25 protein-coding genes are annotated in these 24,755 nt (G+C 71.5%); 12 read left to right on the top strand and 13 right to left on the bottom strand.

The features are described from left to right. The first annotated feature begins 113 nt into the window (after positions 1 to 113). On the top strand, positions 114 to 1,055 hold the full coding sequence (locus ABTX62_RS17850; RefSeq protein ID WP_352117041.1) for a hypothetical protein: 942 nt from the start codon (positions 114 to 116) through the stop codon (positions 1,053 to 1,055). A 27-nt stretch (positions 1,056 to 1,082) separates the two neighbouring features. Here ABTX62_RS17850 and ABTX62_RS17845 read toward each other — a convergent pair whose 3' ends face one another. The 6 genes from ABTX62_RS17845 to ABTX62_RS17820 all read right to left on the bottom strand — a co-directional run bounded on the left by ABTX62_RS17845 (position 1,083) and on the right by ABTX62_RS17820 (position 7,860). Further along, positions 1,083 to 1,883, bottom strand: coding sequence for an SURF1 family cytochrome oxidase biogenesis protein (locus ABTX62_RS17845; RefSeq protein WP_352117040.1), 801 nt, complete (start codon positions 1,881 to 1,883; stop codon positions 1,083 to 1,085). Positions 1,884 to 1,932: 49 nt separating this feature from the next. Then, positions 1,933 to 2,166: a metallothionein gene (locus tag ABTX62_RS17840; RefSeq protein ID WP_078615365.1), complete on the bottom strand. Its 234-nt coding sequence runs from the start codon at positions 2,164 to 2,166 to the stop codon at positions 1,933 to 1,935. Between the two features lie 79 nt (positions 2,167 to 2,245). Continuing rightward, entirely contained in the window at positions 2,246 to 3,247 is a 1,002-nt protein-coding gene (locus tag ABTX62_RS17835) for a DEDDh family exonuclease (protein ID WP_352117039.1), read from the bottom strand. A gap of 297 nt (positions 3,248 to 3,544) precedes the next feature. After that, positions 3,545 to 4,573, bottom strand: a complete 1,029-nt coding sequence (locus ABTX62_RS17830) for a CopD family protein (RefSeq protein WP_352117038.1) — start codon at positions 4,571 to 4,573, stop codon at positions 3,545 to 3,547. Between the two features lie 171 nt (positions 4,574 to 4,744). Then, positions 4,745 to 6,271 (bottom strand): S8 family peptidase, encoded by a 1,527-nt coding sequence (locus ABTX62_RS17825; protein WP_352117037.1) that lies wholly within the window; start codon positions 6,269 to 6,271, stop codon positions 4,745 to 4,747. Between the two features lie 62 nt (positions 6,272 to 6,333). Continuing rightward, on the bottom strand, positions 6,334 to 7,860 hold the full coding sequence (locus tag ABTX62_RS17820; protein ID WP_352117036.1) for a S8 family serine peptidase: 1,527 nt from the start codon (positions 7,858 to 7,860) through the stop codon (positions 6,334 to 6,336). 254 nt (positions 7,861 to 8,114) lie between these two features. Here ABTX62_RS17820 and ABTX62_RS17815 point away from each other — a divergent pair, with 254 nt between their 5' ends. From ABTX62_RS17815 to moaA, 3 genes are all read left to right on the top strand, one after another. Beyond that, on the top strand, positions 8,115 to 8,471 hold the full coding sequence (locus ABTX62_RS17815; RefSeq protein ID WP_352117035.1) for a DUF485 domain-containing protein: 357 nt from the start codon (positions 8,115 to 8,117) through the stop codon (positions 8,469 to 8,471). Then, positions 8,468 to 10,093: a monocarboxylic acid transporter gene (locus tag ABTX62_RS17810; protein ID WP_352117034.1), complete on the top strand. Its 1,626-nt coding sequence runs from the start codon at positions 8,468 to 8,470 to the stop codon at positions 10,091 to 10,093. Before ABTX62_RS17815 ends, ABTX62_RS17810 begins: the two co-directional genes overlap by 4 nt. A gap of 171 nt (positions 10,094 to 10,264) precedes the next feature. Next, positions 10,265 to 11,254: a GTP 3',8-cyclase MoaA gene (gene moaA / locus ABTX62_RS17805; protein WP_352117033.1), complete on the top strand. Its 990-nt coding sequence runs from the start codon at positions 10,265 to 10,267 to the stop codon at positions 11,252 to 11,254. A gap of 226 nt (positions 11,255 to 11,480) precedes the next feature. On the opposite strand, the gene ABTX62_RS17800 is transcribed toward moaA, so the two are convergent. Together ABTX62_RS17800 and ABTX62_RS17795 are read right to left on the bottom strand one after the other, a co-directional pair. Then, positions 11,481 to 11,693: a hypothetical protein gene (locus ABTX62_RS17800; RefSeq protein ID WP_352117032.1), complete on the bottom strand. Its 213-nt coding sequence runs from the start codon at positions 11,691 to 11,693 to the stop codon at positions 11,481 to 11,483. A gap of 218 nt (positions 11,694 to 11,911) precedes the next feature. Then, positions 11,912 to 12,307: a DUF3099 domain-containing protein gene (locus tag ABTX62_RS17795; RefSeq protein WP_352117031.1), complete on the bottom strand. Its 396-nt coding sequence runs from the start codon at positions 12,305 to 12,307 to the stop codon at positions 11,912 to 11,914. Between the two features lie 244 nt (positions 12,308 to 12,551). On the opposite strand from ABTX62_RS17795, the gene ABTX62_RS17790 reads away from it, so the two are divergent. Continuing rightward, on the top strand, positions 12,552 to 12,827 hold the full coding sequence (locus tag ABTX62_RS17790; RefSeq protein WP_352117030.1) for a GlsB/YeaQ/YmgE family stress response membrane protein: 276 nt from the start codon (positions 12,552 to 12,554) through the stop codon (positions 12,825 to 12,827). Between the two features lie 56 nt (positions 12,828 to 12,883). Here the strand turns inward: ABTX62_RS17790 and tyrS are convergent, their stop codons facing one another. Genes tyrS through ABTX62_RS17775 form a run of 3 tightly spaced genes read right to left on the bottom strand, consistent with a single transcriptional unit; the run spans position 12,884 to position 17,123 of the window. After that, the gene (gene tyrS, locus ABTX62_RS17785; protein ID WP_352117029.1) at positions 12,884 to 14,152 is read right to left on the bottom strand and encodes a tyrosine--tRNA ligase; all 1,269 of its coding nucleotides are present in this window, start codon (positions 14,150 to 14,152) and stop codon (positions 12,884 to 12,886) included. A 56-nt stretch (positions 14,153 to 14,208) separates the two neighbouring features. After that, a complete protein-coding gene (locus ABTX62_RS17780; RefSeq protein ID WP_352117028.1) occupies positions 14,209 to 15,603 on the bottom strand; it encodes a metallopeptidase TldD-related protein in 1,395 nt (464 codons plus the stop codon). Beyond that, entirely contained in the window at positions 15,600 to 17,123 is a 1,524-nt protein-coding gene (locus tag ABTX62_RS17775; protein WP_352117027.1) for a TldD/PmbA family protein, read from the bottom strand. The genes ABTX62_RS17780 and ABTX62_RS17775 overlap by 4 nt, the downstream gene beginning before the upstream one ends. A gap of 269 nt (positions 17,124 to 17,392) precedes the next feature. Here ABTX62_RS17775 and fabG point away from each other — a divergent pair, with 269 nt between their 5' ends. The 3 genes from fabG (at position 17,393) to ABTX62_RS17760 (ending at position 19,383) form a co-directional block, all read left to right on the top strand. Beyond that, the gene (gene fabG, locus ABTX62_RS17770; RefSeq protein ID WP_283972159.1) at positions 17,393 to 18,097 is read left to right on the top strand and encodes a 3-oxoacyl-[acyl-carrier-protein] reductase; all 705 of its coding nucleotides are present in this window, start codon (positions 17,393 to 17,395) and stop codon (positions 18,095 to 18,097) included. Between the two features lie 5 nt (positions 18,098 to 18,102). Further along, entirely contained in the window at positions 18,103 to 18,870 is a 768-nt protein-coding gene (gene fabI, locus ABTX62_RS17765) for an enoyl-ACP reductase FabI (RefSeq protein ID WP_283972160.1), read from the top strand. Between the two features lie 162 nt (positions 18,871 to 19,032). Continuing rightward, positions 19,033 to 19,383 (top strand): hypothetical protein, encoded by a 351-nt coding sequence (locus ABTX62_RS17760; protein ID WP_352117026.1) that lies wholly within the window; start codon positions 19,033 to 19,035, stop codon positions 19,381 to 19,383. Here ABTX62_RS17760 and ABTX62_RS17755 read toward each other — a convergent pair. Further along, entirely contained in the window at positions 19,361 to 20,053 is a 693-nt protein-coding gene (locus tag ABTX62_RS17755; RefSeq protein WP_352117025.1) for a FadR/GntR family transcriptional regulator, read from the bottom strand. The two genes, ABTX62_RS17760 and ABTX62_RS17755, sit on opposite strands and share 23 nt — an antisense overlap. A gap of 70 nt (positions 20,054 to 20,123) precedes the next feature. On the opposite strand from ABTX62_RS17755, the gene ABTX62_RS17750 reads away from it, so the two are divergent. From ABTX62_RS17750 to ABTX62_RS17735, 4 genes are all read left to right on the top strand, one after another. Continuing rightward, complete coding sequence (locus ABTX62_RS17750) at positions 20,124 to 21,491, top strand: CynX/NimT family MFS transporter (RefSeq protein ID WP_352117024.1); 1,368 nt, start codon at positions 20,124 to 20,126, stop codon at positions 21,489 to 21,491. Positions 21,492 to 21,557: 66 nt separating this feature from the next. Further along, positions 21,558 to 21,674: an SGM_5486 family transporter-associated protein gene (locus ABTX62_RS17745; protein WP_097215821.1), complete on the top strand. Its 117-nt coding sequence runs from the start codon at positions 21,558 to 21,560 to the stop codon at positions 21,672 to 21,674. Positions 21,675 to 21,847: 173 nt separating this feature from the next. Further along, positions 21,848 to 22,054, top strand: coding sequence for a hypothetical protein (locus tag ABTX62_RS17740; protein ID WP_352117023.1), 207 nt, complete (start codon positions 21,848 to 21,850; stop codon positions 22,052 to 22,054). Between the two features lie 65 nt (positions 22,055 to 22,119). After that, on the top strand, positions 22,120 to 22,638 hold the full coding sequence (locus tag ABTX62_RS17735; protein ID WP_352117022.1) for a SixA phosphatase family protein: 519 nt from the start codon (positions 22,120 to 22,122) through the stop codon (positions 22,636 to 22,638). A 58-nt stretch (positions 22,639 to 22,696) separates the two neighbouring features. Here the strand turns inward: ABTX62_RS17735 and serB are convergent, their stop codons facing one another. Then, positions 22,697 to 23,923: a phosphoserine phosphatase SerB gene (gene serB, locus ABTX62_RS17730; protein ID WP_352117021.1), complete on the bottom strand. Its 1,227-nt coding sequence runs from the start codon at positions 23,921 to 23,923 to the stop codon at positions 22,697 to 22,699. Between the last annotated feature and the right edge of the window lie 832 nt (positions 23,924 to 24,755).

Here is a 24,755-nt window from a genome sequence, read left to right as displayed (position 1 = left end):
TGCGTCGCGTGGTTCCCCGGCCGCGCGGCGGGCGTGCCCCTCCCCAGCCCTGACGGCACGCCCGCCGCGCGACCCACCTCGCCCCGCTCCGCTCCACCTTCGCCGAGACCGAGATGCCCAGACGCCGCCCTGCCCTGTTGATCCGCCCCGAACTCGACGACGACCTCCTGCACGCGACCCTCGCCGAACTGCGGCCGGCCCTCCAACTGCACGGGCTCGGCGCGGGCAGCAGCCGTCCCGTCTGGAAGCCGGCCGCCCGGCTGCTGCGCGCCACCGGATGGGACTGGGACCGCAGAGCACACCGGGTGTCGGTCCTCGCCCGGAACGTTCCGGCCGCGATCCCCGAGCGCTGGGTGGCCGACCGGCCCGGCCACGGCGACGCCCTGCTGCTGTCCGCCTGCGCCGCCGTGGCCCGGGTCCCGGCCGGTGACCCTTCCGCCGTTCTTCGGGCCGAACAGGCGTGCCTGCGTGCCGCCGAGGCCTGCCCCGGGGATCCGACGCCCTGGCTGGCCCTGTTCTCGCTGATGCGAGCCTGTGCCGTACCGGTCCGTGACGCCGTGCCCGTGTGGACCGAGGCAGTCAACCGCGCACCGTGGCACCGTGGCGCCCACCACCAGATGCTGGGCTATCTGTCGCCGCGCGGCCACGGCACGCTCTCCGACATGCTGGACTTCGCCCGGCAGAGCGCGGTCCAGGCCCCGCACGGCTCGCCGCTCGCCGTGCTGCCGGTGGCGGCCCGCGTGGAGCTCGGCGCCCACCGCCAGGGTCTGACGGGCCTCGCCGCCATCTGCGCGAGCGGTCACTGGAACGAGCTGCGCGCGGCCGAGGAGCTCGACCGGGCCCTGTCCGGCTGGTTCCACACCGCCGTCGAGCCCCACGCCGAAGCGATGACCGACCTCAACCTGCTCGCCTTCGCCCTGACCCGCGCCCACCGCCCGGATGAGGCCGCACTTGTCCTGCGGCGCGTCGGCCGCCACATGACACGCCATCCGTGGGACCTGCTGCCCGAGCCCGAACGGGCCTTCCTCTACTGGCGGGACGGCGCGGCCGGCTGACAACGGCCAAGACCATGACCGACGGTGTCACGCCGTGGCCGGCTGCGACTCCCTGTCCTGCGCCGTCGTGGCCGCCGCCTCCTGAGCCCGCTCCCGGGCCTCGCGGCGGGCCAGGACGACCCACCCGACCGGGACGGCCGCGGCGAACAGCCACCACTGGACGGCGTAGGCGTAGTTCAGCGCGGCGTCCTCCTTGCCGGGGTCGCCCAGCAGCTCGGGGAGGTCGCCCTTGGGCTCGGGAGCGGTCTGGGCGATGTAACCGCCGAGCACCCGGGCGTCCAGGCGGCGGGCCTGCTGCTCGCTGTTGATCAGCATGATCTGCCGGTCGGGCAGGCCCTGGAGGTTCTTGATGCCGCTCGCCGCGGTCGTCTCGTCGGGCATCAGCCGCCCCTCGACGGTCACCTCGCCGCTCGGCGGTGCGGGGACCTTCGGGAACGTGGTCTGGCTCGGGCCCTCGGAGGGGATCCAGCCGCGGTTGACCAGCAGCACCTTGCCGTCGTCGAGGACGAAGGGGGTCAGGACGTGGTAGCCGACCGCGTCGTCGGAGTTGGTGCGGCGCCGGACCACGACCTCGCCCTCCGTGTCGAAGCGGCCCTTCGCCGTCACGGTGCGGTAGCGCTCCGCGCTGGTGACGGTGTGCCCGGGTCCGGTCAGCCTCTCCACGGGCACCGGCTCGGCCGCCAGCGCCTCGGTGACCAGCTCGTTCCGGGCGGTGCGCTCCTCGTAGCGGTGCATCTGCCAGATGCCCAGCCTGATCATCGTGGGGATGAGGAGCAGGGCGATCAACGTGAGGATCACCCACTGCCGGGACATCAGGAAGCGGTACACCCCACGACCGTACAACTCGGTCGTGGGGTGCGTTCGGGTGGGTACGGGTTCATACCTTGTCGACAATTCCTGCCTTTCCCTCCGCGCGGGCGCAGTGGGCGCCGCAGTACCAGTGGCCCTCGACCTCGACGCCCTGGCCGATGATCTGCACCCGGCAGTGCTCGCAGATGGGGGCCATGCGGTGGATCGCGCAGGAGAAGCAGTCGAAGACGTGCACCGCGCCCTGCGCGTGCACCTCGAAGGTCATTCCGTACTGATTGCCACAAACCTCACAGGTCGCCATGCGCCACAGGGTGGGCCGTCGCCCCCGCGCGGGCGAGCGGTCGCCGGGCGAGTCGCCCGGTTATCACCCGTCCGTACGGTCATCCCCCCGACGCCGGCTCCACATCCGCGAGGAGTTGCCCGAACGCCGCCTCGTCCACCACCGGCGTACCGAACTGGCGGGCCTTGACGACCTTCGACGTGCCCGAGTCCGGGTCGTTCGTGACGAGCAGACTGGTCAGCCGGGACAGACTCGTGGCCACGTGCAGCCCGGCCTCGGTCGCGCGGTCCTCCAGCAGATCCCGCTCGACGGAGGTGTCACCCGAGAAGGCGACGCGCATGCCCTGCTTGAGCCGCCCGCCCGGCTCGTAGCGGCCGGGGTTGGGATAGGGGCAGGCGGGGCGCTTGCGGGCCGGGCGCCAACTGCTCGGCCGGTAGGTGCCGTATCCCCCCGGGCCCGCCTGCTGCCCGATGCGGGGCGCGGCGGGGCGGTCCGTCCACTCGGTCAGCGGCCGGCACTCGTGCAGCGGCAGCCGTACGTTGTTCGCCGCCGCGGCCCGCAGGCTCGGCCGGAACGCCTCCGCCAGCACGCGGGCGTCGTCCAGCGCGTGGTGGGCCCGCTGCTGGACGACGCCGAAGTGCGCGGCGAGGGACTCCAGCTTGTGGTTGGGCAGCGGCAGCCCGAGCTCCTTGGAGAGCGCGATGGTGCACAGCCGCTGCCGCACCGGCACCTCGCGCTCGGCGCGCGCGTACTCCCGGGCGATCATCTGCCAGTCGAAGACGGCGTTGTGGGCGACGAGCACGCGTCCCGCCAGCCGGGCCGTGAACTCCTCGGCGATGTCCGGGAAGAGGGGCGCGCCTTCGAGCGCCTCGCTCGTCAGCCCGTGGATCCACACGGGGCCCGGGTCACGCTCCGGGTTGACCGTCGTGTACCAGTGGTCCTCGACCTCGCCGCGCTCGTCCAGCCGGTAGACCGCCGCGGAGATGATGCGGTCGTCCCGGGCCAGGCCCGTGGTCTCCACGTCAACGACCGCGTACCCCTTGGGATACGCGGTCGGCCACGGCGTGGCTGAGAACACTGCGGTCGTCAGGTCTTCCAGCATGGTTCCTGAGGATACGGGCCACGACCGACACCGCGGGACGCCAGGGGCGATCGTCCGTTCTTCCGATACTCCCTCAGGCGTCTTGTCCGGTCTGTCTGTTCGTGGGGCGTACGTCTGATCGACACTCAGTCGATCAGCGGGGCGTCCCCTACGCCGTCGTCCGTCGTCGCCCCGTACCGGACCGGCGGATACCGGCCGTCCCGTCCCGGCCGGCCGACGGCGCGCTCGGGGCGCCCGGCGCGCGGGTACCCGGCCGCGACGAGAGGCGGGGTGCGGGCCGTCCGACAGGCGGCGGCGTCACCAGCGGATGGGCACCGGAAGCACCGTCAGCAGCCCGGACGCCGCGACGACCAGGCCCAGGGCGACGACCTCCGCCCGGGCCGGGGCGCAGGCGGTCCAGGGGTCGGCCGCCCGGCGCAACCGCCGCCGGGCGCACAGGGCGAGGGCGGCGACGGCGGCCACGAGAACCACCTTGGCGAGCAGCGCCCGCCCGTACGCCGTCCCCGTCAGCTGCTCCAGGATGGTCTCGGGCGGCATCCGGCGCAGGGAACTGCACACACCCGTCGCGGTGATGACGGCGAGCAGCACGACCGCCACGCGCGCGTAGAGCCCCAGCAGCGCCACGCCCGCCGCCGTGCCGTCGCGGACGCGCCGGAGCCGCAGGACGCGCAGCGCGTGCAGCAGTCCGCCCGCCCACAGCGCCGCACAGAGCAGATGGACGAGCGTCAGCCCGGAGCCGATGAGGGGGCTGTGCTCGGTCGTGGGGTGTGCGCGCAGGGCCTCGGCCACGACCACGGCGGCCAGCGGCCACACCTGGGTGACCGGCCGGCGCGACACGGCGCACAACCCCGCCACCAGGAACGCGTTGACCTCCAGCAGAGCGAGCTTGCCGTCCCGGGAGGCGTAGAGGCCCCCGACGTCGATGTCCGCCAGGTCGTCCGGCACGAGATTGCCGGTGGCCACGACCGAGGCGAGCCCGAGGGCGGCGAGGAAACCGGCGGTGGCCGCGAGCGGGGACCAACTGCGGGGCACGCCCAGGGGATCGTTCTCCGGTCCGGGCAGCGATCGCGCCAGCCGGTTCACGAACATCTCGCCGACGGGTATGCACAGCGCCGCGAACAGCGCCGTGCGCAGCAGGCCCATGCCGCCTGCGCCGGGCGGTCGTGCCTCCCCGGTGCCGTGCAGCGCGGCGGAGGGGCCGAGCAGCGGGATCAGCGCGGCCAGCGTCACCAGCGCCAGGACCGCCGACGCCCGGCCAGCGCCGGGCCTCGGGGCGGCGGGCCCGAACGGATCGGCCGGCCCGGGGGTGGGTCTTGTCAAGGTCACCCCGGGATCTTCACCAACCTTCACACGGCCGGGCAAGTCGGCGGGACGCGATCGACCCTGGCATGCCGCCGGCCGGCGCAGCCGTACCTCCCTGGGCACGTCCGCCGGCCGTGGACACGAAGCGGGCCGGGCGGGTGTCCCCGCCCGGCCCGGAACGCCCTTGCACGGGCTCTACTTGGTGACCGCGTCCAGTGCGTCCGCGATGCCCCAGCCGTAGAAGCCGTTGCGGTTCTTCGAACCCTCGCACACCGCGTCGATCTTGCCGTCGGCGTCGATGTCGTACGGGTCCGTGCACGGGGTGGCGTCGGCCTCCGCGTACAGCAGGGCCTTCACCAGGGCCGGAGAGGCGTACGGGTGCGTCGACTTGATGAGGGCGGCGACACCCGCGACGTGCGGGGACGCCATCGACGTACCGGCCATGTAGCCCCACTTGCCGCCCGGCAGCGTGCCCAGGATGAGGCCGCTCGTGGCCGGCGCGTCCGGCTTCTGGTAGGCGGTCGAGTCACCGCCCGGGGCGGCTACGTCCGCGACGCCCAGACCGTAGTTGGAGAAAGACGACTTGATGCCCTTCGCACCCGTCGAGGCGACCGTGACGACCCCCGGCAGCTGGGTCGGGATGTCGAGGCACTCCGAGGGGTCGACGACCCGGTCGCCCGGCGTGGTGTCGTTCGGGGACGACGGGTCGGTGATCTCGTCGGCGGCCAGGTCGTAGTTCTCGTTGCCGGCCGCGGCGACGTTGACCGCGCCCTTCCTCTCCGCGTACCGCGAGGCCCGCGTGAGGGCCTCCACAAGCGCCTTCTGGTCCGGGTCGTTCTTGCAGTTGAAGTACCAGGGGTCCGTGTAATAGCTGTTGTTCGTCACGTCGACCCCGTGTTCGGCCGCCCACACGAAGCCGCACACCACGGCCTCGGTGTAGAAGAAGCCGGCCGTGGTGGACACCTTGATGCCGGAGACCTTCACGCCGGGCGCGACACCGGTCATGCCGACGCCGTTCTTGGCGGCGGCGATCTCACCGGCGACGTGGGTGCCGTGCGGGCTCTCCGCCGCGCTCGGCCGCCAGGCCCCGTCGGAGGTGTCGGGCTTGCCCGTCACGCAGTTGACCGACGCCTCGCGGTCGAAGTTGGGCGCGATGTCGGGGTGGGTGTCGTCCACACCGGTGTCGATCACGGCGACCGTGACCTTGTCGCTGCCCAGCGACTTCTCGTGCGCCTTGTCCGCCTTGATGGCGGGCAGGTCCCACTGCAGGGACTCCAGCGGGTCCTGTCCGGCGGCCCCCTCGGCCTTCGCGACCTCGGCCGCGCTCAGCACCTTCGGCGCGCCCAGGTCGCCCGTCGACGCCGAGGGCAGCGGCGCGGTGCGGGTGGCACCCGCCGACCCCACACCGCGCACCGTGCGCATGGTCTTGGCGAAGTCGGCGTTCGAGGAGTGGACGACGATGACGCCGATCTGGTCGTACGACGTCACGATGGTGCCGCCGGCCTTGGCGACGGCCTTCTTCACGTGCCCCGAAGTGCCGTACCCCGGCTTGACGTTGACGACGTAGCTGAGCGGGGTCGCGTCGGCCGGGGCCGCAGCGGGAGCAGGGGTGTCCTCGGCGGCCGTGGCCATGGTGTTCGGCAGGAACGCGAGGGCCGTGGCCATGGCCATCCCGGCCGGGATCGCGACGGCGCGACGGTAGCGCGCGTACGGCGCAGTCATGGTGTCTCCAGTTCGTTCACGGTACGAGCTGATCTCGCGGAAGGTCTCGGTGGCGGTTCGGGTCACTTGACCGCGCGCAGCGCGTTGACGATGCCGTGGCCGTAGAAGCCGTTGACGCGCTTGCCGCCCTCGCAGACCGCGTCCTGGGTGCCGTCGCCGTCCTGGTCGTAGGAGGCGGGGCAGGCGGTCTTGTCGGCCTGGGCCTTCATCAGGGCCTGGAGCTGGGCCGGAGACGCCCAGGGGTGCTCGGACTTCAGCAGCGCGGCGACGCCGGAGGCATGCGGCGAGGCCATAGAGGTGCCCTGCAGGAAGCCCCACGCGCCGTTCGGCATGGTGGACAGGATACGGCCGTTCTTCGAGGGCGTGTCGGGTATCTGGTAGCGCGCGTCGCCGCCCGGCGCGGCGACGTCGACGACGCCCTTGCCGTAGGTCGAGAAGTACGACTTCTCGTTCTCGACGCCCGTCGAGCTCACCGTGACGACACCCGGCAGCTGGGTCGGCACGTCGAAGCACTCGTGCGGGTCGATGGTGCGCTCGACCGGGGTGGAGTCGTCGGGGCTGGAGTCGTCGACGATCGCGTCCGCGTCCAGGTCGTGGTTGGAGTTGCCCGCCGCGGCGACGTTGAGCGTGCCCTTCTTCTGGGCGTACAGCTGCGCCCGGTTGACCGCGTCGACGATGGCCCGCTGGTCCGGGTCGTCCATGCAGTTGTACAGCCACGGGTCGACGTAGTAGCTGTTGTTGGTGATCTCGACGCCGTGGTCGGCGGCGAACACGAACGCGCACACGACGCTCTCCGGGTAGAAGAGGCCGTTCGCCCGGTCGGTCACATTGATGCTGGACACCTTCACACCGGGAGCGACGCCCGCCACGCCGACGCCGTTGCGGGCGGCGGCTATCTCACCCGCGACATGCGTGCCGTGGTAGTCCTCGGGGGTGTAGGGCCGCCAGGCGCCCTCGCTGGTGTCGGGCTTGCCGCCGGCGCAGTTGGCGGACTGGGACGCGGAGAAGTTCGGGGCGATGTCGGGGTGGGTGTCGTCCACCCCGGTGTCGATCACCGCCACGGTCACCTTGCGGCTGCCCGGGTTGATCTGTGCGGCCTTGTCGGCGCCGATCGCGCGCAGGTCCCACTGGTCCGCCTCGAGAGGCTCGCTCTCGGGCGTCTTCGCCGAGGCGGCCTCGGTGCGCTTCGCCTGGGCGGCCGTCAGGTACTCGACCGCGCCCTCCTCCTTCGTCCCCGCGGCCGTCAGGGGCGCCGTCCGCGTGGCACCCGCCGACCGGACCCCGCGCGCCTTGCGGATCGTCTTGGCGAAGTCGGGGTTCGAGGAGTGGACGACGATCACGCCGATCCGCCCGTACGTGGTCACGACCGATCCGTCGGCCTTTGCGATCGCCTTCTTCACCGACGCGATCGTGTGGCGGTCCAGCTTGGTGTTGACGACGTACGCCAGCGTGGGCGCGTCCGCCGTCGTGGCCGACTCCGTGTGCGGGGCCGCCGACGCGGTGGCCGGCAGGAAGCCCAGCGAGGCCGTCAGGGACAGCACGACGGGCACGGCGAGGGCGAGCCGGCGTCTGGAACGCAAATGAGACATGGGGTCTCCACATCCTCCGGAAACGAAACCGGCCCGAGGCACAGGTGGTGCTCGGGCAGGTACATGACGTGGTGGTGCAGGGCGAAGCTATCCCGGCCCCTCGCTGGCCAGCAACGCTTTGTCGAAACGACTTCGGAAAGAACGCCGGGCCGTTGAACCGGTTCTCGCGTGCCGCCGTGACGTTGAGCAGGGAGCGCGAGGACACTCGCCCCCGTCCCCGTTCACAACCGCTTCCTTCATTGCGAGGAGACTCCGTGGCCACCGACGCACCGCCCCCCTCGAAAGAGCAACACAAACTCCCCTCACCCGAGGAGTTCACCGAGGTGCACGAGAGCGCGGAGTTCGGTGAACTGCGCCGCGCGTACCGCTCGTTCGCCTTCCCGCTGACCGTCGGCTTCATCGCCTGGTACCTGCTCTACGTCCTGCTCTCGAACTACGCGGGCGGCTTCATGGGCGCCAAGCTGTTCGGCAACATCAACGTCGCCTTCGTCCTCGGCGTCGCCCAGTTCGTCACCACGTTCCTCATCGCCTGGTGGTACTCGCGGCACGCCGCCGCGAAGCTCGACCCCAAGGCCGAGGCCATCAAGACCCGGATGGAGAGCGGCGCATGAGCCCCGTACAGCAGACCTTTCTCGCCGCGAACGAGGCCAGTGAGCACCGCCCGCTGATCATCACCCTGTTCGCGCTGTTCGTCCTCGCGACCCTCGGCATCACCGTCTGGGCGGGCCGCCAGACCAAGGACGCCGCCGACTTCTACGCCGGCGGGCGCCAGTTCAGCGCCTTCCAGAACGGCCTCGCCGTCTCCGGCGACTACATGTCGGCCGCGTCGTTCCTCGGCATCGCCGGCGCCATCGCCCTCTTCGGCTACGACGGCTTCCTCTACTCCATCGGCTTCCTGGTCGCCTGGCTGGTCGCCCTGCTCCTGGTGGCCGAGCCGCTGCGCAACTCCGGCCGCTACACCATGGGCGACGTCCTCGCGTACCGCATGCGCCAGCGCCCGGTCCGCACCGCGGCCGGTACGTCCACGATCGTGGTGTCGATCTTCTACCTGCTGGCGCAGATGGCCGGCGCGGGCGTCCTCGTCTCGCTGCTGCTCGGCATCACCTCCGACGCCGGCAAGATCCTCATCGTCGCCCTCGTCGGCCTGCTGATGATCGTCTACGTCTCCATCGGCGGCATGAAGGGCACCACCTGGGTCCAGATGGTCAAGGCCGTGCTGCTCATCGGCGGCACCCTCCTGATCACCTTCCTGGTGCTGCTGAAGTTCAACTTCAACATCTCCGACCTGCTCGGCACGGCCGCCGAGAACAGCGGCAAGGGCGCCGCCTTCCTGGAGCCCGGTCTCCAGTTCGGCGCGACCGGCACCTCCAAGCTGGACTTCATCTCCCTCGGCATCGCCCTGGTGCTCGGCACCGCCGGTCTGCCGCACATCCTGATCCGCTTCTACACGGTGCCCGACGCCAAGGCCGCCCGTAAGTCCGTGAACTGGGCGATCGGCATCATCGGCGGCTTCTACCTGATGACGATCGCGCTCGGCTTCGGCGCCGCCGCGCTCATCTCGCAGGAGGAGATCATCGCCTCCAACCCGTCCGGCAACACGGCGGCACCCCTGCTCGCCCTGCACCTGGGCGGCGTCGACTCGACCTGGGGCGCGATCCTGCTCGCGACGATCTCCGCGGTGGCCTTCGCGACGATCCTCGCCGTCGTCGCCGGCCTCACCCTCGCCTCGTCGTCCTCCTTCGCGCACGACATCTACGCCAACGTCATCCGCAAGGGGCAGGCCTCCGGTGCCGAGGAAGTGCGCGCGGCCCGCTGGGCGACCGTCTTCATCGGTGTCGTCTCCATCGGTCTGGGCGCCCTCGCCCGCGACCTGAACGTGGCCGGCCTGGTCGCCCTCGCCTTCGCGGTCGCCGCGTCCGCGAACCTCCCGACGATCCTCTACAGCCTGTTCTGGAAGCGCTTCACCACCCAGGGTGCGCTGTGGTCGATCTACGGCGGTCTGATCGTCGCCGTCGGCCTGGTGCTGTTCTCGCCCGTCGTCTCCGGCGACCCCAAGGCGATGTTCCCCGAGGTCGACTTCGCCTGGTTCCCGCTGAAGAACCCGGGCATCATCTCCATCCCGTTCGGCTTCCTCATGGGCTGGCTCGGCACGGTCCTGTCCAAGGAGGAGCCCGACGTCAAGAAGTACGCGGAGCTGGAGGTCCGGTCCCTGACCGGCACCGGAGCCCACTGAGCACGACCCGTCCCGCGCGGCCGTGTCGTAGGAACCTCCAGGTTCCGCGACGCGGCCGCGTCCCACGTCGTGGGATCGGGGTCTGTGGCGTTGTCGGTGGGGTCACGTAGGCTCGCAGGTGTCGGAGAAACAGTGCCGCACGCACGATCCGCGACGAGGGAGGGGGCCCACGTGCTCATCGACACCTACGGCCGGGTGGCCACCGACCTGAGGGTCTCACTGACCGACCGGTGCAACCTGCGCTGCACGTACTGCATGCCCGAGGAGGGCCTGCAGTGGCTGGCCAAGCCGGACCTGCTCGACGACGACGAGATCGTCCGCCTGATCGACATCGCGGTCACCTCCCTCGGGATCGAGGAGGTGCGCTTCACCGGCGGGGAGCCCCTGCTGCGTCCGGGCCTGGCCGGCATCGTCGAGCGCGTCGCGGCCCTGGAGCCGCGCCCCCAGATGTCCCTCACCACCAACGGCATCGGCCTCAGGCGCACGGCCGCCGCCCTGAAGGAGGCGGGCCTGGACCGGGTCAACGTCTCGCTGGACACCCTCCGCCCGGACGTCTTCAAGACCCTCACCCGCCGCGACCGCCACAAGGACGTCATCGAGGGCCTGCACGCCGCCCGCGACGCCGGTCTCACCCCGGTCAAGGTCAACTCGGTCCTGATGCCCGGGCTCAACGACGACGAGGCCCCCGACCTGCTGGCCTGGGCCGTGGAACACGACTACGAGCTGCGCTTCATCGAGCAGATGCCCCTGGACGCCCAGCACGGCTGGAAGCGCGACGGCATGATCACCGCCGGGGACATCCTGACCTCCCTGCGCACCCGCTTCGAACTGACCGCCGAGGGTGAGGAGAAGCGCGGCTCGGCCCCCGCGGAACGCTGGCTGGTCGACGGCGGACCGCATGTGGTCGGTGTGATCGCCTCCGTCACCCGCCCCTTCTGCGCGGCCTGCGACCGCACCCGCCTCACCGCCGACGGCCAGGTCCGCACCTGCCTGTTCGCCCAGGAGGAGACGGACCTGCGCGCCGCCCTGCGCTCGGGCGCCCCGGACGAGGAGATCGCCCGCCTCTGGCGTCTGGCGATGTGGGGCAAGAAGGCGGGAGCGGGCCTCGACGACCCGACGTTCGTCCAGCCCGACCGGCCGATGTCGGCCATCGGAGGCTAGTGCCGCAGCAGGCGACGTTTGCCCCGTCGCGACGCCCGGCACGCTCCCCCGTTCTCGGCTTCGCTCGAACGGGAGGGGCCCCCACCGCCGCACCGGCCGAAAGCCCAAGTACGTCCAGTACGAGGACTTCCGGCCGGCCCGCCGAGAGCACGCACCGGACGCCGCTCCTCCATGGGTAACTGCCTGCCGCGGCACCAGACGTCGGAGCCGGGAGTCCCGGGACCCGTCAGTCCTGGGACTCCCACTCCTTCAGCAGGACCACGTCCTTCAGAAAGCCCCGCACCCCGAGGAACTGCGACAGATGCTCGCGATGCTCCTCACAGGCCAGCCACGTCTTGCGCCGCTCCGGCGTATGGATCTTCGGGTTGTTCCACGCCAGCACCCACACGGCGTGGGTACGGCAGCCCTTCGCGGAACAGATGGGCGTCTCGTCACTCACAGCTTCGTCTCACAGAAAAGGCGACGCCGAGCAGCCACGGGGGGAGCTGCCCGGCGTCGGTCCGTCGCTCCGACGGGGGATGCGGAGCGCGTACGAAGTATGTCACGGGTAGCCCCGAGCCCGGCACTGGAACAGCATGATTGATCTGAGCTTTTCTTGAGCTTGGCGGGAAGATGGCTTCCCTTCCTGATCTCCCGTGGTCTCACCCCGGGAGACCCCTATCGCTCGTGCGACTCGCTCCGCGCACCCGGCACCGTCCCGGACACGGCATCTTCCGCGACGGGTTCCGCCGGACCGTCGTCCGGCCCCGACGGTGCGATCATCGGACGCGCCGGCGGCGCCACGAACGTCGACGGCAGAGACGGCGCGTTCTCGCGCCCGGCGTTCGCGATCACCACCGCGATGTACGGCAGCACCAGCCCGAGCACCAACGCCACGACGGCGACATGCCGTTCGACGTTCCACAGGGTGGCCGCGAGGATCACGGAGATCGTGCGGACCGTCATCGAGATCACGTAGCGGCGCTGCCGCCCGCGTACGTCTTCCTGGAGTCCCGCCCGGGCACCGGTGATCCGGAAAACCTGGACGTTGCCGTCGCCACGCTGCTTCCGCATCGCATTCCACCATCCGCCCGTATCGGAGTTTCCCCGCCCCGTAGCCGCCCACGGCCGGTCGGGGAAACCTGACCGGGACACCTCCCACGCTACGCCGCGCCCGCGCCCGCCACGAGGCCGGGTGCGCCTCACCGGGGCGGACGGGCCTGCGCCGTCGCGCGTACGGCCCTCTCGGCATGCGGCGTGGGACGCCTGGGCCGACACTGACGGTAGTGCTCACGTCGAGCCGTACGAGGAGGCAGCGATGGGCTGGTTGTGGGCGATCATCGTAGGACTGGTGCTCGGTCTGATCGCCAAGGCGATCATTCCGGGCAAGCAGCATATTCCGCTGTGGCTGACCGTCATCCTGGGCATGATCGGCGGCATCGCCGGCAATGCCATCGCCCGGGCGGCCGGTGTCGACGCCACGGCGGGCATCGACTGGTGGCGGCACGTCTTCCAACTGGTGGCCGCGGTCATCCTCGTCGGTCTCGGTGACCGGGCCTGGACAGCGGCCCGGGGGGACAGACGCAGGGCCTGACAGGGCCAAGGGGACGGCTTCCGGCACCGCCGGAGGCCGCCCCCTTCACCGTGCTCTCAGGCGCCCGTGACCTCGACCGCCGCCAGGTTCTTCTTGCCCCGGCGCAGTACCAGCCAGCGGCCGTGCAGCAGGTCCTCCTTGGCGGGGACGGCGTCCTCGCCGGCGACCTTGACGTTGTTCACGTAGGCGCCGCCCTCCTTGACCGTGCGGCGCGCGGCCGACTTGCTGGCCACCAGACCGACCTCGGTGAAGAGGTCGACGGCCGGGCCGAGCTCGGCGACCTGGATGTGCGGCACCTCGGAGAGGGCCGCGGCCAGCGTCCTCTCGTCGAGCTCCGCCAGCTCGCCCTGCCCGAAAAGGGCCTTGGACGCGGCGATCACGGCGGCCGTCTGGTCGGCGCCGTGCACCAGCGTCGTCAGCTCCTCGGCGAGGGCCCGCTGCGCGGCCCGGGCCTGTGGACGCTCCTCCGTCTGCCGCTCCAGCTCCTCCAGCTCCGCACGGGAGCGGAAGGACAGGATGCGCAGGTACCGGGAGATGTCCCGGTCGTCCACGTTCAGCCAGAACTGGTAGAACGCGTACGGCGTCGTCATCTCCGGGTCGAGCCAGACGGCGCCGCCCTCGGTCTTGCCGAACTTGGTGCCGTCCGCCTTGGTCATCAGCGGCGTCGCCAGCGCGTGCACCGTCGCGTCGGGCTCCAGACGGTGGATCAGGTCCAGGCCCGCCGTGAGGTTGCCCCACTGGTCGCTGCCGCCCTGCTGCAGCGTGCAGCCGTGGCGCCGGTAGAGCTGGAGGAAGTCCATGCCCTGCAGGAGCTGGTAGCTGAACTCCGTGTAGCTGATGCCCTCGGAGGACTCCAGGCGGCGGGCCACGGAGTCCTTCGTCAGCATCTTGTTGACGCGGAAGTGCTTGCCGATGTCCCGGAGGAACTCGATCGCGGAGAGTCCCTCCGTCCAGTCGAGGTTGTTGACCATCACGGCCGCGTTCTCGCCCTCGAAGTCCAGGAAGGGCTCGATCTGGGCGCGCAGCTTGGCGACCCAGCCGGTGACCGTCTCCGGGTCGTTCAGCGTGCGCTCCGCGGTCGGGCGCGGGTCGCCGATCAGGCCCGTGGCCCCGCCGACCAGCGCCAGCGGACGGTGACCGGCCTGCTGGAGCCGGCGCACGGTGAGCACCTGCACCAGGTGCCCCACATGCAACGACGGCGCCGTCGGGTCGAAACCGCAATAGAACGTGACGGGACCGTCCGCGAGCGCCTTGCGCAAAGCGTCCTCGTCAGTGGACAGGGCGAACAGCCCGCGCCACTTCAGCTCGTCGACGATGTCCGTCACGGTTCTCGTGTCTCCTCGATGATCTTCGGGCAGTCGGGTGACAGCCGACTACGAGGTTATACGCCCTGGCTGACCGAGCTCATATTGAAATCGGGGACGCGCAGCGCGGGCATCGCCGCCCTGGTGAACCAGTCGCTCCACTCCCTCGGCAGGGTCTTCTCGGTCCGTCCCGCCTCCGTGGCGCGGCCCAGCACCCCGACCGGTGACTCGTTGAACCGGAAGTTGTTCACCTCGCCCGTCACCTCGCCGTTCTCGACGAGGTAGACGCCGTCCCGGGTCAGGCCCGTCAGCAGCAGCGTCGCCGGGTCGACCTCCCGGATGTACCACAGGCAGGTCAGCAGCAACCCGCGCTCGGTGTCCGCGACCATCTCGTCCAGGGAACGGTCCTCGCCGCCGTCCAGGACGATGTTGTCGATGCCCGGTGCGACCGGCAGCCCGGTCAGGCCCGCGCTGTGCCTGCTGGTCGTCAGGTGCCGCAGCTTGCCCTCGCGCATCCACTCGGTGGCCGCGAGCGGCAGCCCGTTGTCGAACACCGACTGATCGCCCCCCGAGGAGTGCGCGATCACGAAGGGCGCCGACTCCAGGCCCGGCTCGTTCGGGTCGCTGCGCAGCGTCAGCGGCAGGTCGGTGAGCTTCTCGCCGACCCGCGTGCCGCCGCCCGGCTTGGAGAACACCGTGCGGCCCTCCACCGCGTCCCGGCCGGACGCCGACCACATCTGGTAGATCAGCAGGTCCGCCACGGCCGTCGGCGGCAGCAGCGTCTCGTAGCGCCCCGCCGGCAGCTCCACACGACGCTCGGCCCACCCCAGGCGTACGGCCAGCTCCGCGTCCAGCGCCGCTGGGTCGACGTCCTTGAAGTCCCGGGTGGAGCGCCCGGCCCACGCGGACCGGGTGCGGTCCGGGGACTTGGCGTTCAGCTCCAGCGTCCCGTTCGGCTGGTCGTGCCGCAGCCGCAGCCCCGTGGACGTGCCGACGTACGACGACACCAGCTCGTGGTTGGCGAAGCCGTACAGCTCACGGCCGCCCGCACGCGCGCGTGCGAAGGCCTCGCCGAGCGCCGGGGCGAAGTCGGCGAACACGGCCGAGGAGGTCTCGGCGGGGGCCTCCGTGAACTCCGGTGACCGCTCCACGCCCGTGACCAGTGGCTGCGCGTCCTCGGCGGGTGCGGCGCCGCGCGCCGCGGCCTCGGCGGCCCGCACCAGGGGCTCCAGCTCGTCGGCGGTCACGGCCGACCGTGACACGACCCCGGAGGCCGTGCCCTCCTTGCCGTCGACCGTGGCGACGACGGTGAGCGTGCGCCCGCGCGTGACGCCGTTCGTGGTCAGCGCGTTGCCCGCCCAGCGCAGGTTGGCGGTGGACTGCTCGTCGGCGATGACGACACAGCCGTCCGCCCGGGACAGTTCGAGGGCGCGCTCGACGACCTCGTGCGGCTTGCTGGAACGCGCGCTCATCGACCGGCCTCCTGGGTCGTGTTGAGGATGCTGACGCCCTTGAAGAGGGCCGACGGGCAGCCGTGCGAGACGGCGGCGACCTGGCCCGGCTGGGCCTTGCCGCAGTTGAAGGCGCCGCCGAGCACATAGGTCTGCGGCCCGCCGACCGCCGCCATCGAGCCCCAGAAGTCGGTGGTGGTCGCCTGGTAGGCGACATCGCGCAGCTGCCCGGCGAGCCGCCCGTTCTCGATCCGGTAGAAGCGCTGACCGGTGAACTGGAAGTTGTAGCGCTGCATGTCGATCGACCAGGACCGGTCGCCGACGACGTAGATGCCGCGCTCGACGCCGCCGATGAGGTCCTCGGTGGACATCCCGGCCGGATCCGGCCGCAACGACACGTTGGCCATGCGCTGCACCGGCACGTGTCCGGGGGAGTCCGCGTAGGCGCAGCCGTTGGACCGCTCGAAGCCGGTGAGCTTCGCGATGCGCCGGTCCAGCTGGTAGCCGACGAGCGTGCCGTCCTTGACCAGGTCCCAGGACTGGCCCGCGACGCCCTCGTCGTCGTACCCGATGGTGGCCAGGCCGTGCTCGGCGGTGCGGTCGCCGGTGACGTTCATCAGCTCCGAGCCGTAGCGCAGCCTGTTCAGCTGATCGAAGGTGGCGAAGGAGGTGCCCGCGTAGGCGGCCTCGTAGCCGAGGGCCCGGTCGAGCTCGGTGGCGTGCCCGATGGACTCGTGGATGGTCAGCCAGAGGTTGGACGGGTCGACGACCAGGTCGTACAGGCCCGGCTCGACGCTCGGCGCGCGCATCTTCTCGGCGAGCAGCTCCGGGATCCGCTCCAGCTCGCCCTCCCAGTCCCAGCCGGTGCCCCGCAGGTACTCCCAGCCGCGTCCCACCGGCGGCGCGAGGGTGCGCATCGAGTCGAACTCGCCGCTCGACTCGTCGACCGAGACCGCGTTGAAGACCGGGTGCAGCCGCACCCGTTGCTGCGTGGTCACGGTCCCGGCGGTGTCGGCGTAGAACTTGTTCTCGTGGACCGTGAGCAGCGAGGAATCGACATGGTCGACCCCGTCGGCCGCCAGCAGCCGCGCGCTCCACTCCGCGATCAGCCCGGCCTTCTCCTCGTCGGGCACGCAGAAGGGGTCGATCTCGTACGACGAGATCCATGTCTTGTCCGCGTGCACCGGCTCGTCGGCCAGCTCGACGTGCTCGTCGGACCCGGCCGCCTTGATCACCTGGGCGGACAGCCTGGCCATCGCCACCGCCTGCCCGGCGACCCTGGCGGCGGCGTCCATGGTGAGGTCGACGCCGGAGGCGAAGCCCCACGTACCGCCGTGCACCACCCGCACCGCGTACCCGAGGTCGGTGGTGTCCGACGACCCGGCGGGCTTGGCGTCCCGGAACCGCCAGGAGGCGCCCCGCACCCGCTCGAACCGGAAGTCCGCGTGCTCGGCGCCCAGCGCACGCGCGCGTGCGAGGGCCGCGTCGGCGAGGGCGCGTAGGGGGAGGGCCGTGAAGGCCTCGTCGATGGTATGAGGCACCGCCGTCTCTTTCTGTCGAGGTGACCGTGGTTGCCGTGCGTCTGACTGCTCCGATCATGTCGTCCATCCCGCGCGCGGGCCATGAGTTTGATGGGTCGGACAAGAGGCTTTCTGTAGGGATCCGACAGCGAGTCCCCTACGCCACTGTCGGTGCCCGATTCTCCGCGGGGCTGCCCGGACCGATAGGTTTTCGAGGAAGCCGCCTGTCGTCACCGCCTGTCGTCCAGGCGCCGGGCGGGGTATCAAACCGCTATGGAAAGGGTGATCCGTTGAGCCGCTCGGTTCTCGTCACCGGAGGCAACCGGGGCATCGGCCTCGCCATCGCCCGCGCTTTCGCCGATGCCGGCGACAAGGTCGCCATCACATACCGTTCGGGTGAGCCGCCCACGGGCTTCCTGGCGGTCAGATGCGACATCACCGATGCCGAGCAGGTGGAGCAGGCCTACAAGGAGATCGAGGAGGCGCACGGCCCCGTCGAGATCCTCATCGCCAACGCCGGCATCACCAAGGACCAGCTCCTGATGCGCATGTCCGAGGAGGACTTCACCTCGGTCATCGACACCAACCTCACCGGCACCTTCCGCGTGGTCAAGCGCGCCAACCGCGGCATGCTGCGCGCCAAGAAGGGCCGCGTGGTGCTCATCTCGTCGGTCGTCGGGCTGTACGGCGGTCCCGGCCAGGCGAACTACGCCGCCTCCAAGGCCGCGCTGGTCGGCTTCGCGCGTTCCCTCGCCCGTGAGCTGGGCTCGCGCAACATCACCTTCAACGTCGTCGCGCCCGGCTTCGTCGACACCGACATGACCAAGGCGCTCACCGACGAGCAGCGCGAGAACATCGTGAAGCAGGTTCCGCTCGGCCGGTACGCCCAGCCGGAGGAGATCGCCGCGACGGTGCGGTTCCTCGCCTCGGACGACGCCTCGTACATCACTGGAGCCGTCATTCCCGTTGACGGCGGACTGGGAATGGGTCACTGATCACCATGAGCGGAATTCTCGAGGGCAAGCGCGTCCTGATCACCGGTGTGCTGACGGAGGCCTCCATCGCCTTCCACACCGCCAAGCTGGCCCAGGAGCAGGGCGCCGAGGTCATCCTCACGGCGTTCCCGCGGCCCACGCTGACCGAGCGCATCGCCAAGAAGCTGCCCAAGCCCACCAAGGTCATCGAGCTCGACGTGACGAACGACGAGCACCTCGGCCGCCTGGCCGACATCGTCGGCGAGGAGCTCGGCGGCCTCGACGGGGTCGTCCACTCCATCGGCTTCGCCCCGCAGGACGCCCTCGGCGGCAACTTCCTCAACACGCCGTTCGAGTCGGTGGCCACCGCCATGCACGTCTCGGCGTACTCCCTGAAGTCGCTGACCATGGCCTGCCTGCCGCTGATGCAGAACGGCGGCTCCGTCGTCGGTCTGACGTTCGACGCGCAGTTCGCCTGGCCCCAGTACGACTGGATGGGCCCGGCCAAGGCCGCCCTGGAGGCCACCAGCCGCTACATGGCCCGTGACCTGGGCAAGCAGAACATCCGCTGCAACCTGGTCTCGGCCGGCCCGCTCGGTTCCATGGCCGCCAAGTCCATCCCGGGCTTCGGCGAGCTGGCGTCCGTGTGGGACTCCCGCTCCCCGCTGGAGTGGGACCTGAAGGATCCGGAGCCGGCCGGCCGCGGTGTCGTGGCGCTGCTGAGCGACTGGTTCCCGAAGACCACGGGCGAGATCATCCACGTGGACGGTGGTCTGCACGCCATCGGAGCCTGATCCCCCCCGCGTCCGGCGACGCCCCGTTTCCCGCAACGCGCGGGGAGCGGGGCGTCACCCGTTCGGCTCAGCAGGCCGGGCGGGCCAGGCCCGCACCTGGGCACCCTGGAGTACGCGTTCACCACGCGAGCCCCTCCCCAGCACGGCCGAGGAGGTCCCCTTGTGCGCTTGTCCCGCCGAATGGCCTCACTGTCCGTCGTCGCCGCGCTCGTGCTGACCGTGGCGTACGAGGCGGTGCCCCGCGGGCGCGTGCCGGCCGACGAGCGTGAGTCCGCCGAGCCCTTCGGCGCGGCCTGCCGGATCCGTGTGACCGGCTCCAGGGTGACCGTGTACTGCCACAACCCGTACCCGGAGACCGACCGCGTGAGCCTGCACGTGGAGTGCGCACGCTGGTGGGACATCGACACCGACAGCTCGCCGGTCGCGGCCGGACCCGCGCAGACCGTGCGGCTGACCGGACGGTGCTGGAAAGAGGTCGGCGACGTGTGGATCAGTCACCGGAGGGAGAACTGATCCCGCCCAGCCGGCACAGGAAGGGATAGCGCGCGGCCTCCGCCGCCGCCGTGTCCGGCTCGCCCGCGCGAATCGCCTCCAGCAGCCGCCCGTGGTCCATGTGGGTCTCCGGGGTCAGCCTCTCGCCGACGTCCTCGCGCAGCCAGTCCCGCAGCACCTCGCCCAGATCCGCGTACATGGCCGTCATCACGTCGTTGTGGGAGGCGGACACCACGGCCAGGTGGAAGGTCGCGTCCGCGGTCACGAACGCCTCCTTGTCGCCCGACTCCCAGGCCTCCTCGCGCCGCAGGAGCAGCGCGTCGAGCTGCTTGAGGTCCCTCTCCGTGCGCCGCTCGGCGGCGAGCCGGGCGGCGGCCGACTCCAGCGTGGAGCGCAGCTCGGCGATGTGCCGGGGGTCGGCCTCGGCGAACCGCCGCTGCATCACACCCGCCAGCTCGCTCGTCGCCACGACGTACGTGCCGGAACCCTGGCGGATGTCCAGCAGCCCGTTGTGCGACAGGGCCCGAACGGCCTCACGGACCGTGTTGCGCGCGACGCCCAGCTGCTCGACCAGTTCGGGCTCGGTCGGGATCCGGGAGCCGACGGGCCACTCGCCCGAGGTGATCTGCGCCCGCAACGCGGCGATGACCTGCTCGGACAGGGCCGAACGACGAGGATGGCTCAGGGGCATGGCACACCTTCCCACGCGCGGGGTGCCGGAGGGCAGCCGGTGATTGGACAGTCAATCATCCCATGATTCTATGATGGGTCTCATGCCTCGTGAGGAAACCCGGACGACGACGCCCCCGCCCGTACGCAGCTCGGCCGCGCACGACGCCGGGAAACCGGGCGGCGCGTCCACGCGCGTGTGGACGATGCGGCTGCTCGTCCTCGGCATCGTGCTGTCCGCGCTGAACCTCCGTCCCACCATCACCAGCCTGGGCGCCCTCCTGGAGGAGGTCCGCGACGGGCTCGGCATGAGCGGCAGCGTGGCCGGACTGCTCACCTCCGTGCCGCCGCTGTGCTTCGCCGCCTTCGGCGTCATGGCCCCGCGGCTGGCCCGCCGCTTCACCGCAGGCGCCGTGGTGTGCGCCGGCATGGCCGCCATCGCCACCGGCCTGATCGTCCGCCCCTACGTCGGCGGCACGGCCGGCTTCCTGGCCGGCAGCGCCCTGGCCCTGATGGGCATCGCGGTCAGCAACGTCCTGATGCCGGTCATCGTCAAGCACTGGTTCCCCGACCGCGTGGGTTCCATGACCGGCCTGTACTCGATGGCCCTCGCCCTCGGCACCGCCCTCGCGGCCGCCGTGACGGTGCCCCTGACCGACGCCCTCGGCGGCAGTTGGCAGACGGGTCTGGCCCTGTGGGCGGGGCTCGCCGTGGCGGCGGTCCTGCCCTGGCTGCCCTTCGTCCGGGGGCGCGTCACACCGCCCGGGGCGGGGGAGGAGGCCGAGGCCGCCCGGACCGGCGGCGACGGGCCCGCCCAGGCCCGGGAACCGCAGGTTGCCGCCACGGCCGAGCACGCGCGCGAGGAGGCGCCCCGGCTGCGGATGACCCGCAGCCGTACCGCCTGGGCCCTGGCCGTCTTCTTCGGACTCCAGGCCACCGCCGCCTACATCACCATGGGCTGGATGGCGCAGATCTTCCGGGACGCCGGTGTGCCCGCCGGCACCGCCGGCCTGCTGCTGGCCGTCACCATGGTCATGGGCGTGCCCCTGGCCTTCGTCATACCCCGCCTGGCCACCCGGCTGCCCCACCAGGGCCCGATCGTGCTCGCCCTGGGCGTCTGCGGCCTCGCCGGCTACGCGGGGCTGTACCTCGCGCCCGCCGCCGGAGCCTGGGCCTGGGCCGTGCTGCTGGGCATCGCCAACTGCGCCTTCCCGCTCGCCCTGACCATGGTCGGCATGCGGGCCAGGACCGGCCCCGGCGTGGCCCGGCTGTCGGCGTTCGCGCAGAGCACCGGCTACCTGATCTCCATCCCCGGACCGCTGCTGGTGGGCGTCCTCTACCAGCACAGCGGCGGCTGGGGCCTGCCGATCGCGCTGATGAGCGCCCTGATGATCCCGCAGATGGCCGTCGGCTTCCTGGCCGGCCGCGACCGCACGGTGGAGGACGAGGCCGCCCGCTGAGCCCCGCCCCGGACCCGGGGACACCCCGGGGCACCCGGCGGGCACCCCGGGTGGGAGACTGGCCCCATGCCAGTGCTCGACCCGAACCCCCAGCACGGTCAGAAGAAGATGCTGCTCGTCTTCGGCGCCTTCTTCGCGATCTTCATCGTCATCGCCGTCATCGCGACCATCGCCTCACCATGACCGGCGCACACCCGGCCCAGGCACCCATGGTGGGGCTGGCCCCCCTGTCCCCTAGGGGGTGAGGGTCAGGGTCGAGTGGGTGGATCACCGGATGGGTCGGCAGCCGCGGATTCCGTAGCTTCGAGGGTGTGACCGCGAGACGGTCACCGACCACTCGGAGAGCGGAGGCACCCATGTCGGTCCCCACGCACACCCGGCCCTGCCCGGCGACCCGGGGCGGTGCCGCCGACCGGCTGCCCTGGTGGGCCCTCGCCCTGCCCGTCCTCGCCTTCACCGCGCTGCTCGCCCTGATCCTGAACCCGTCCGACGCGCACGCGGCCACCGGCGGGCCCGCCATCGCCCACCTCCTGGAGCGAGTGCAGCAGCTGACAACCCGCTGATCACAGCCGAAGCCGGTGGTCAACTCCCTGCGCCACATGGCGTGTTTCATGCGAAGCTGGATCTCATGAGCGTCGCAGAACCCCGCAGGATTGTCCTCTTCCGCCATGCGAAAGCCGACTGGCCGCAGGTGACCGATCACGAGCGTCCGCTCGCCGACCGGGGCCGTATGGACGCGGCGGAGGCCGGGCGCAGGCTGACCGACACCGGTCTCGCCTTCGACCTGGCCCTGTGCTCCACCGCGGTCCGGACCCGGGAGACATGGAAGCTCGCCGTCCAGGAGTTCCCGCAGCGGCCGAAAACCGTCTACGAGGAGCGGATCTACGATGCCTCGCCGGGCGAGCTGATCGCTCTGCTCAACGAGACCCCCGACGACGCGCAGACCATCCTCCTGGTCGGGCACAACCCGGGTATCCAGGGCCTCGCCGAAGTCCTGGCGGGCTCCGGCGAGGACGAGGCCCGGGAGCGGATGGCCCGCCGCGGTTTCCCGGCCGCCGCCTTCGCCGTGCTGTCGTTCACCGGCGCGTGGAAGAGCCTGGAGCCGGGCGTGGCCACGCTGCGGGACTACTGGGCGCCGGCCGAGTGACCGTCCTCGTGTGACAGGGGCCCGGCGCCGGTGCGGTGCCGGGCCCTTCCCGCGTGGTTCAGCCGATGTCGAGGATGTCCGCCGCCTCGACCTCTTCGCGTGTGATGCCCAGCAGGTACAGGACCGTGTCCAGGAACGGGAAGTTCACCGCGGCGTGCGCGGCCTCCCGCACCACCGGCTTGGCGTTGAAGGCGACCCCGAGACCGGCCGCGTTCAGCATGTCCAGGTCGTTGGCGCCGTCACCGATCGCCACCGTCTGCGACAGCGGTACACCCGCCTCCGCGGCGAACCGGCGCAGCAGCCGGGCCTTGCCCGCCCGGTCGACGATCTCGCCGGTGACCCGGCCCGTCAGCCGGCCGTCGACGATCTCCAGGGTGTTGGCGTGGGCGAAGTCCAGCCCGAGCCGCTCCTTCAGATCGTCGGTGACCTGGGTGAAGCCGCCCGAGACGACACCGACCTGGTAGCCGAGCCGCTTCAGCGTACGGATCAGGGTGCGGGCGCCGGGCGTCAGCCGTACCTCGCTGCGCACCTTGTCCACGACCGAGGCGTCCAGCCCTTCCAGCAGCGCCACGCGCGCGTGCAGGGACTGCTCGAAGTCCAGTTCCCCGCGCATCGCGGCCGCCGTCACCTCGGCGACCTTGTCCTCGCACCCGGCGTGCGTGGCGAACAGCTCGATGACCTCGTCCTGGATCAGCGTCGAGTCGACGTCCATCACGACCAGGCGCTGGGCGCGCCGGTACAGGCCGGCGGCGACGACCGCCACATCGATGCCGAGCCTGGCCGCGTCGGTCACCAGGGCGGTGCGCAACGGCTCGGTCTCCACGCCGGAGACGGCGAACTCGACGGCGGTCACGGGGTACTTGGCGAGCCGGAAGATACGGTCGATGTTGCCGCCGGTCTTCGTGATCCGCGCGGCGATCGCCGCCGTCGCCTCGGCGGTGAGCGGGTGCCCGAGCACGGTGACCAGGGAGCGGCCCAGCCCGCGCGGGCGGTTGTCGCCGAGGCCGGAGATGATCTCCGCCTGCATCTTCATCGACTCGGCCCAGCTGTGGACGGTCGCCCGCAGGTCCCCTTCGAGTCCGGGCGGCGGCTCGGTCACGAGCGCGCACAGCACCATCCGGCCACGGGTGACGACCTGCTCGATGTCGACGACGTCGACGGAGTAGGCGGCGAGGGTGTCGAAGAGACCGGCGGTGATGCCCGGCCTGTCCTTGCCGAAGATCTTCACGAGGAGGGTGGGGACGTCGGCAGGGACGTCGGAAGACGAGGTCTGCGAAGCGCTCATGGTGGTTCCACCGTATCCGGCGGGCGGGGCATACCGCCCTGGAGGTCCGTCTGGCGGACAGCGAACACCGCATGTCGCCTCGGTGGCGTGAACCCTACGCACCGGAACGGCGTCCTGTTCCCTTCGCCGGTCACCTCCCATCCCGCGGCTTCCGCGGAGGAGGCGGAGGCGGCGGCGGCCCGTCGTCGGGCCGGGCGGGCGGCCCGTTCCCGGCCCTCGGCCCCGGCGCCTGCCGGGGACCACGCGGCGGCGGGCCGACGGGCCGCACGACGGTGGGAGCGCCGTGCACGTCGCCGGGGGCGGGGGGCTCCTCGTCCGCCGTGCCGTGTTCGGGCCCGGGCCCGGACCCGACATCAAGGGGCCGCTCCGCCCCGGGCGGCCGGGCGTCCTCCGGTTCCCGCAGTTCGTCAGGCACCCGGAGGTAGGGATTGGTGCCCGGATTCGGTGGCCGGTACGGCGTACCGGGCGCGTACGGCCCGGCCTCCTCGTCCTCCGCAACCCACCCGCCTCGCGCACCTGGCCACCCGGCACCGGGGTCGTTCCCCGGTCGCCGTACCACGTCACCACGTCGCGGCACCCCGTCCGGCCCGGGGGCGCCCGGCGTCTCGGTCTGTCCGGTGCGGGGGTGGTTTCCGGTCCGCCGTGTCGTGTGGCCAGGGTGTGGCCACGGTTGTGCGGCGTTGTGGTCGTGTGCTGTCGGCCCGGGGGCGCCCGGCGTCTCGGTCTGTCCGGTGCCGGGGTGGTTTCCGGTCCGCCGTGTCGTGTGGCCAGGGTGTGGCCACGGTTGTGCGGCGTTGTGGTCGTGTGCTGTCGGCCCGGGGGCGCCCGGCGG

The organism is Streptomyces sp. NPDC096046, assembly GCF_040303285.1.
Taxonomy (GTDB): domain Bacteria; phylum Actinomycetota; class Actinomycetes; order Streptomycetales; family Streptomycetaceae; genus Streptomyces.
This window is presented reverse-complemented; position numbering and strand designations above follow the sequence as displayed.

Excerpts from the sequence above, each read along its gene's own strand:
- ABTX62_RS17850 (WP_352117041.1), top strand. The coding sequence starts at position 114 with ATGCCCAGACGCCGCCCTGCCCTGTTGATCCGCCCCGAACTCGACGAC.
- ABTX62_RS17840 (WP_078615365.1), bottom strand. The coding sequence starts at position 2,166 with ATGGCGACCTGTGAGGTTTGTGGCAATCAGTACGGAATGACCTTCGAG.
- ABTX62_RS17835 (WP_352117039.1), bottom strand. The coding sequence starts at position 3,247 with ATGCTGGAAGACCTGACGACCGCAGTGTTCTCAGCCACGCCGTGGCCG.
- ABTX62_RS17825 (WP_352117037.1), bottom strand. The coding sequence starts at position 6,271 with ATGACTGCGCCGTACGCGCGCTACCGTCGCGCCGTCGCGATCCCGGCC.
- ABTX62_RS17820 (WP_352117036.1), bottom strand. The coding sequence starts at position 7,860 with ATGTCTCATTTGCGTTCCAGACGCCGGCTCGCCCTCGCCGTGCCCGTC.
- ABTX62_RS17810 (WP_352117034.1), top strand. The coding sequence starts at position 8,468 with ATGAGCCCCGTACAGCAGACCTTTCTCGCCGCGAACGAGGCCAGTGAG.
- ABTX62_RS17795 (WP_352117031.1), bottom strand. The coding sequence starts at position 12,307 with ATGCGGAAGCAGCGTGGCGACGGCAACGTCCAGGTTTTCCGGATCACC.
- ABTX62_RS17790 (WP_352117030.1), top strand. The coding sequence starts at position 12,552 with ATGGGCTGGTTGTGGGCGATCATCGTAGGACTGGTGCTCGGTCTGATC.
- ABTX62_RS17780 (WP_352117028.1), bottom strand. The coding sequence starts at position 15,603 with ATGAGCGCGCGTTCCAGCAAGCCGCACGAGGTCGTCGAGCGCGCCCTC.
- fabI (WP_283972160.1), top strand. The coding sequence starts at position 18,103 with ATGAGCGGAATTCTCGAGGGCAAGCGCGTCCTGATCACCGGTGTGCTG.
- ABTX62_RS17755 (WP_352117025.1), bottom strand. The coding sequence starts at position 20,053 with ATGCCCCTGAGCCATCCTCGTCGTTCGGCCCTGTCCGAGCAGGTCATC.
- ABTX62_RS17750 (WP_352117024.1), top strand. The coding sequence starts at position 20,124 with ATGATGGGTCTCATGCCTCGTGAGGAAACCCGGACGACGACGCCCCCG.
- ABTX62_RS17745 (WP_097215821.1), top strand. The coding sequence starts at position 21,558 with ATGCCAGTGCTCGACCCGAACCCCCAGCACGGTCAGAAGAAGATGCTG.
- ABTX62_RS17740 (WP_352117023.1), top strand. The coding sequence starts at position 21,848 with ATGTCGGTCCCCACGCACACCCGGCCCTGCCCGGCGACCCGGGGCGGT.
- ABTX62_RS17735 (WP_352117022.1), top strand. The coding sequence starts at position 22,120 with ATGAGCGTCGCAGAACCCCGCAGGATTGTCCTCTTCCGCCATGCGAAA.
- serB (WP_352117021.1), bottom strand. The coding sequence starts at position 23,923 with ATGAGCGCTTCGCAGACCTCGTCTTCCGACGTCCCTGCCGACGTCCCC.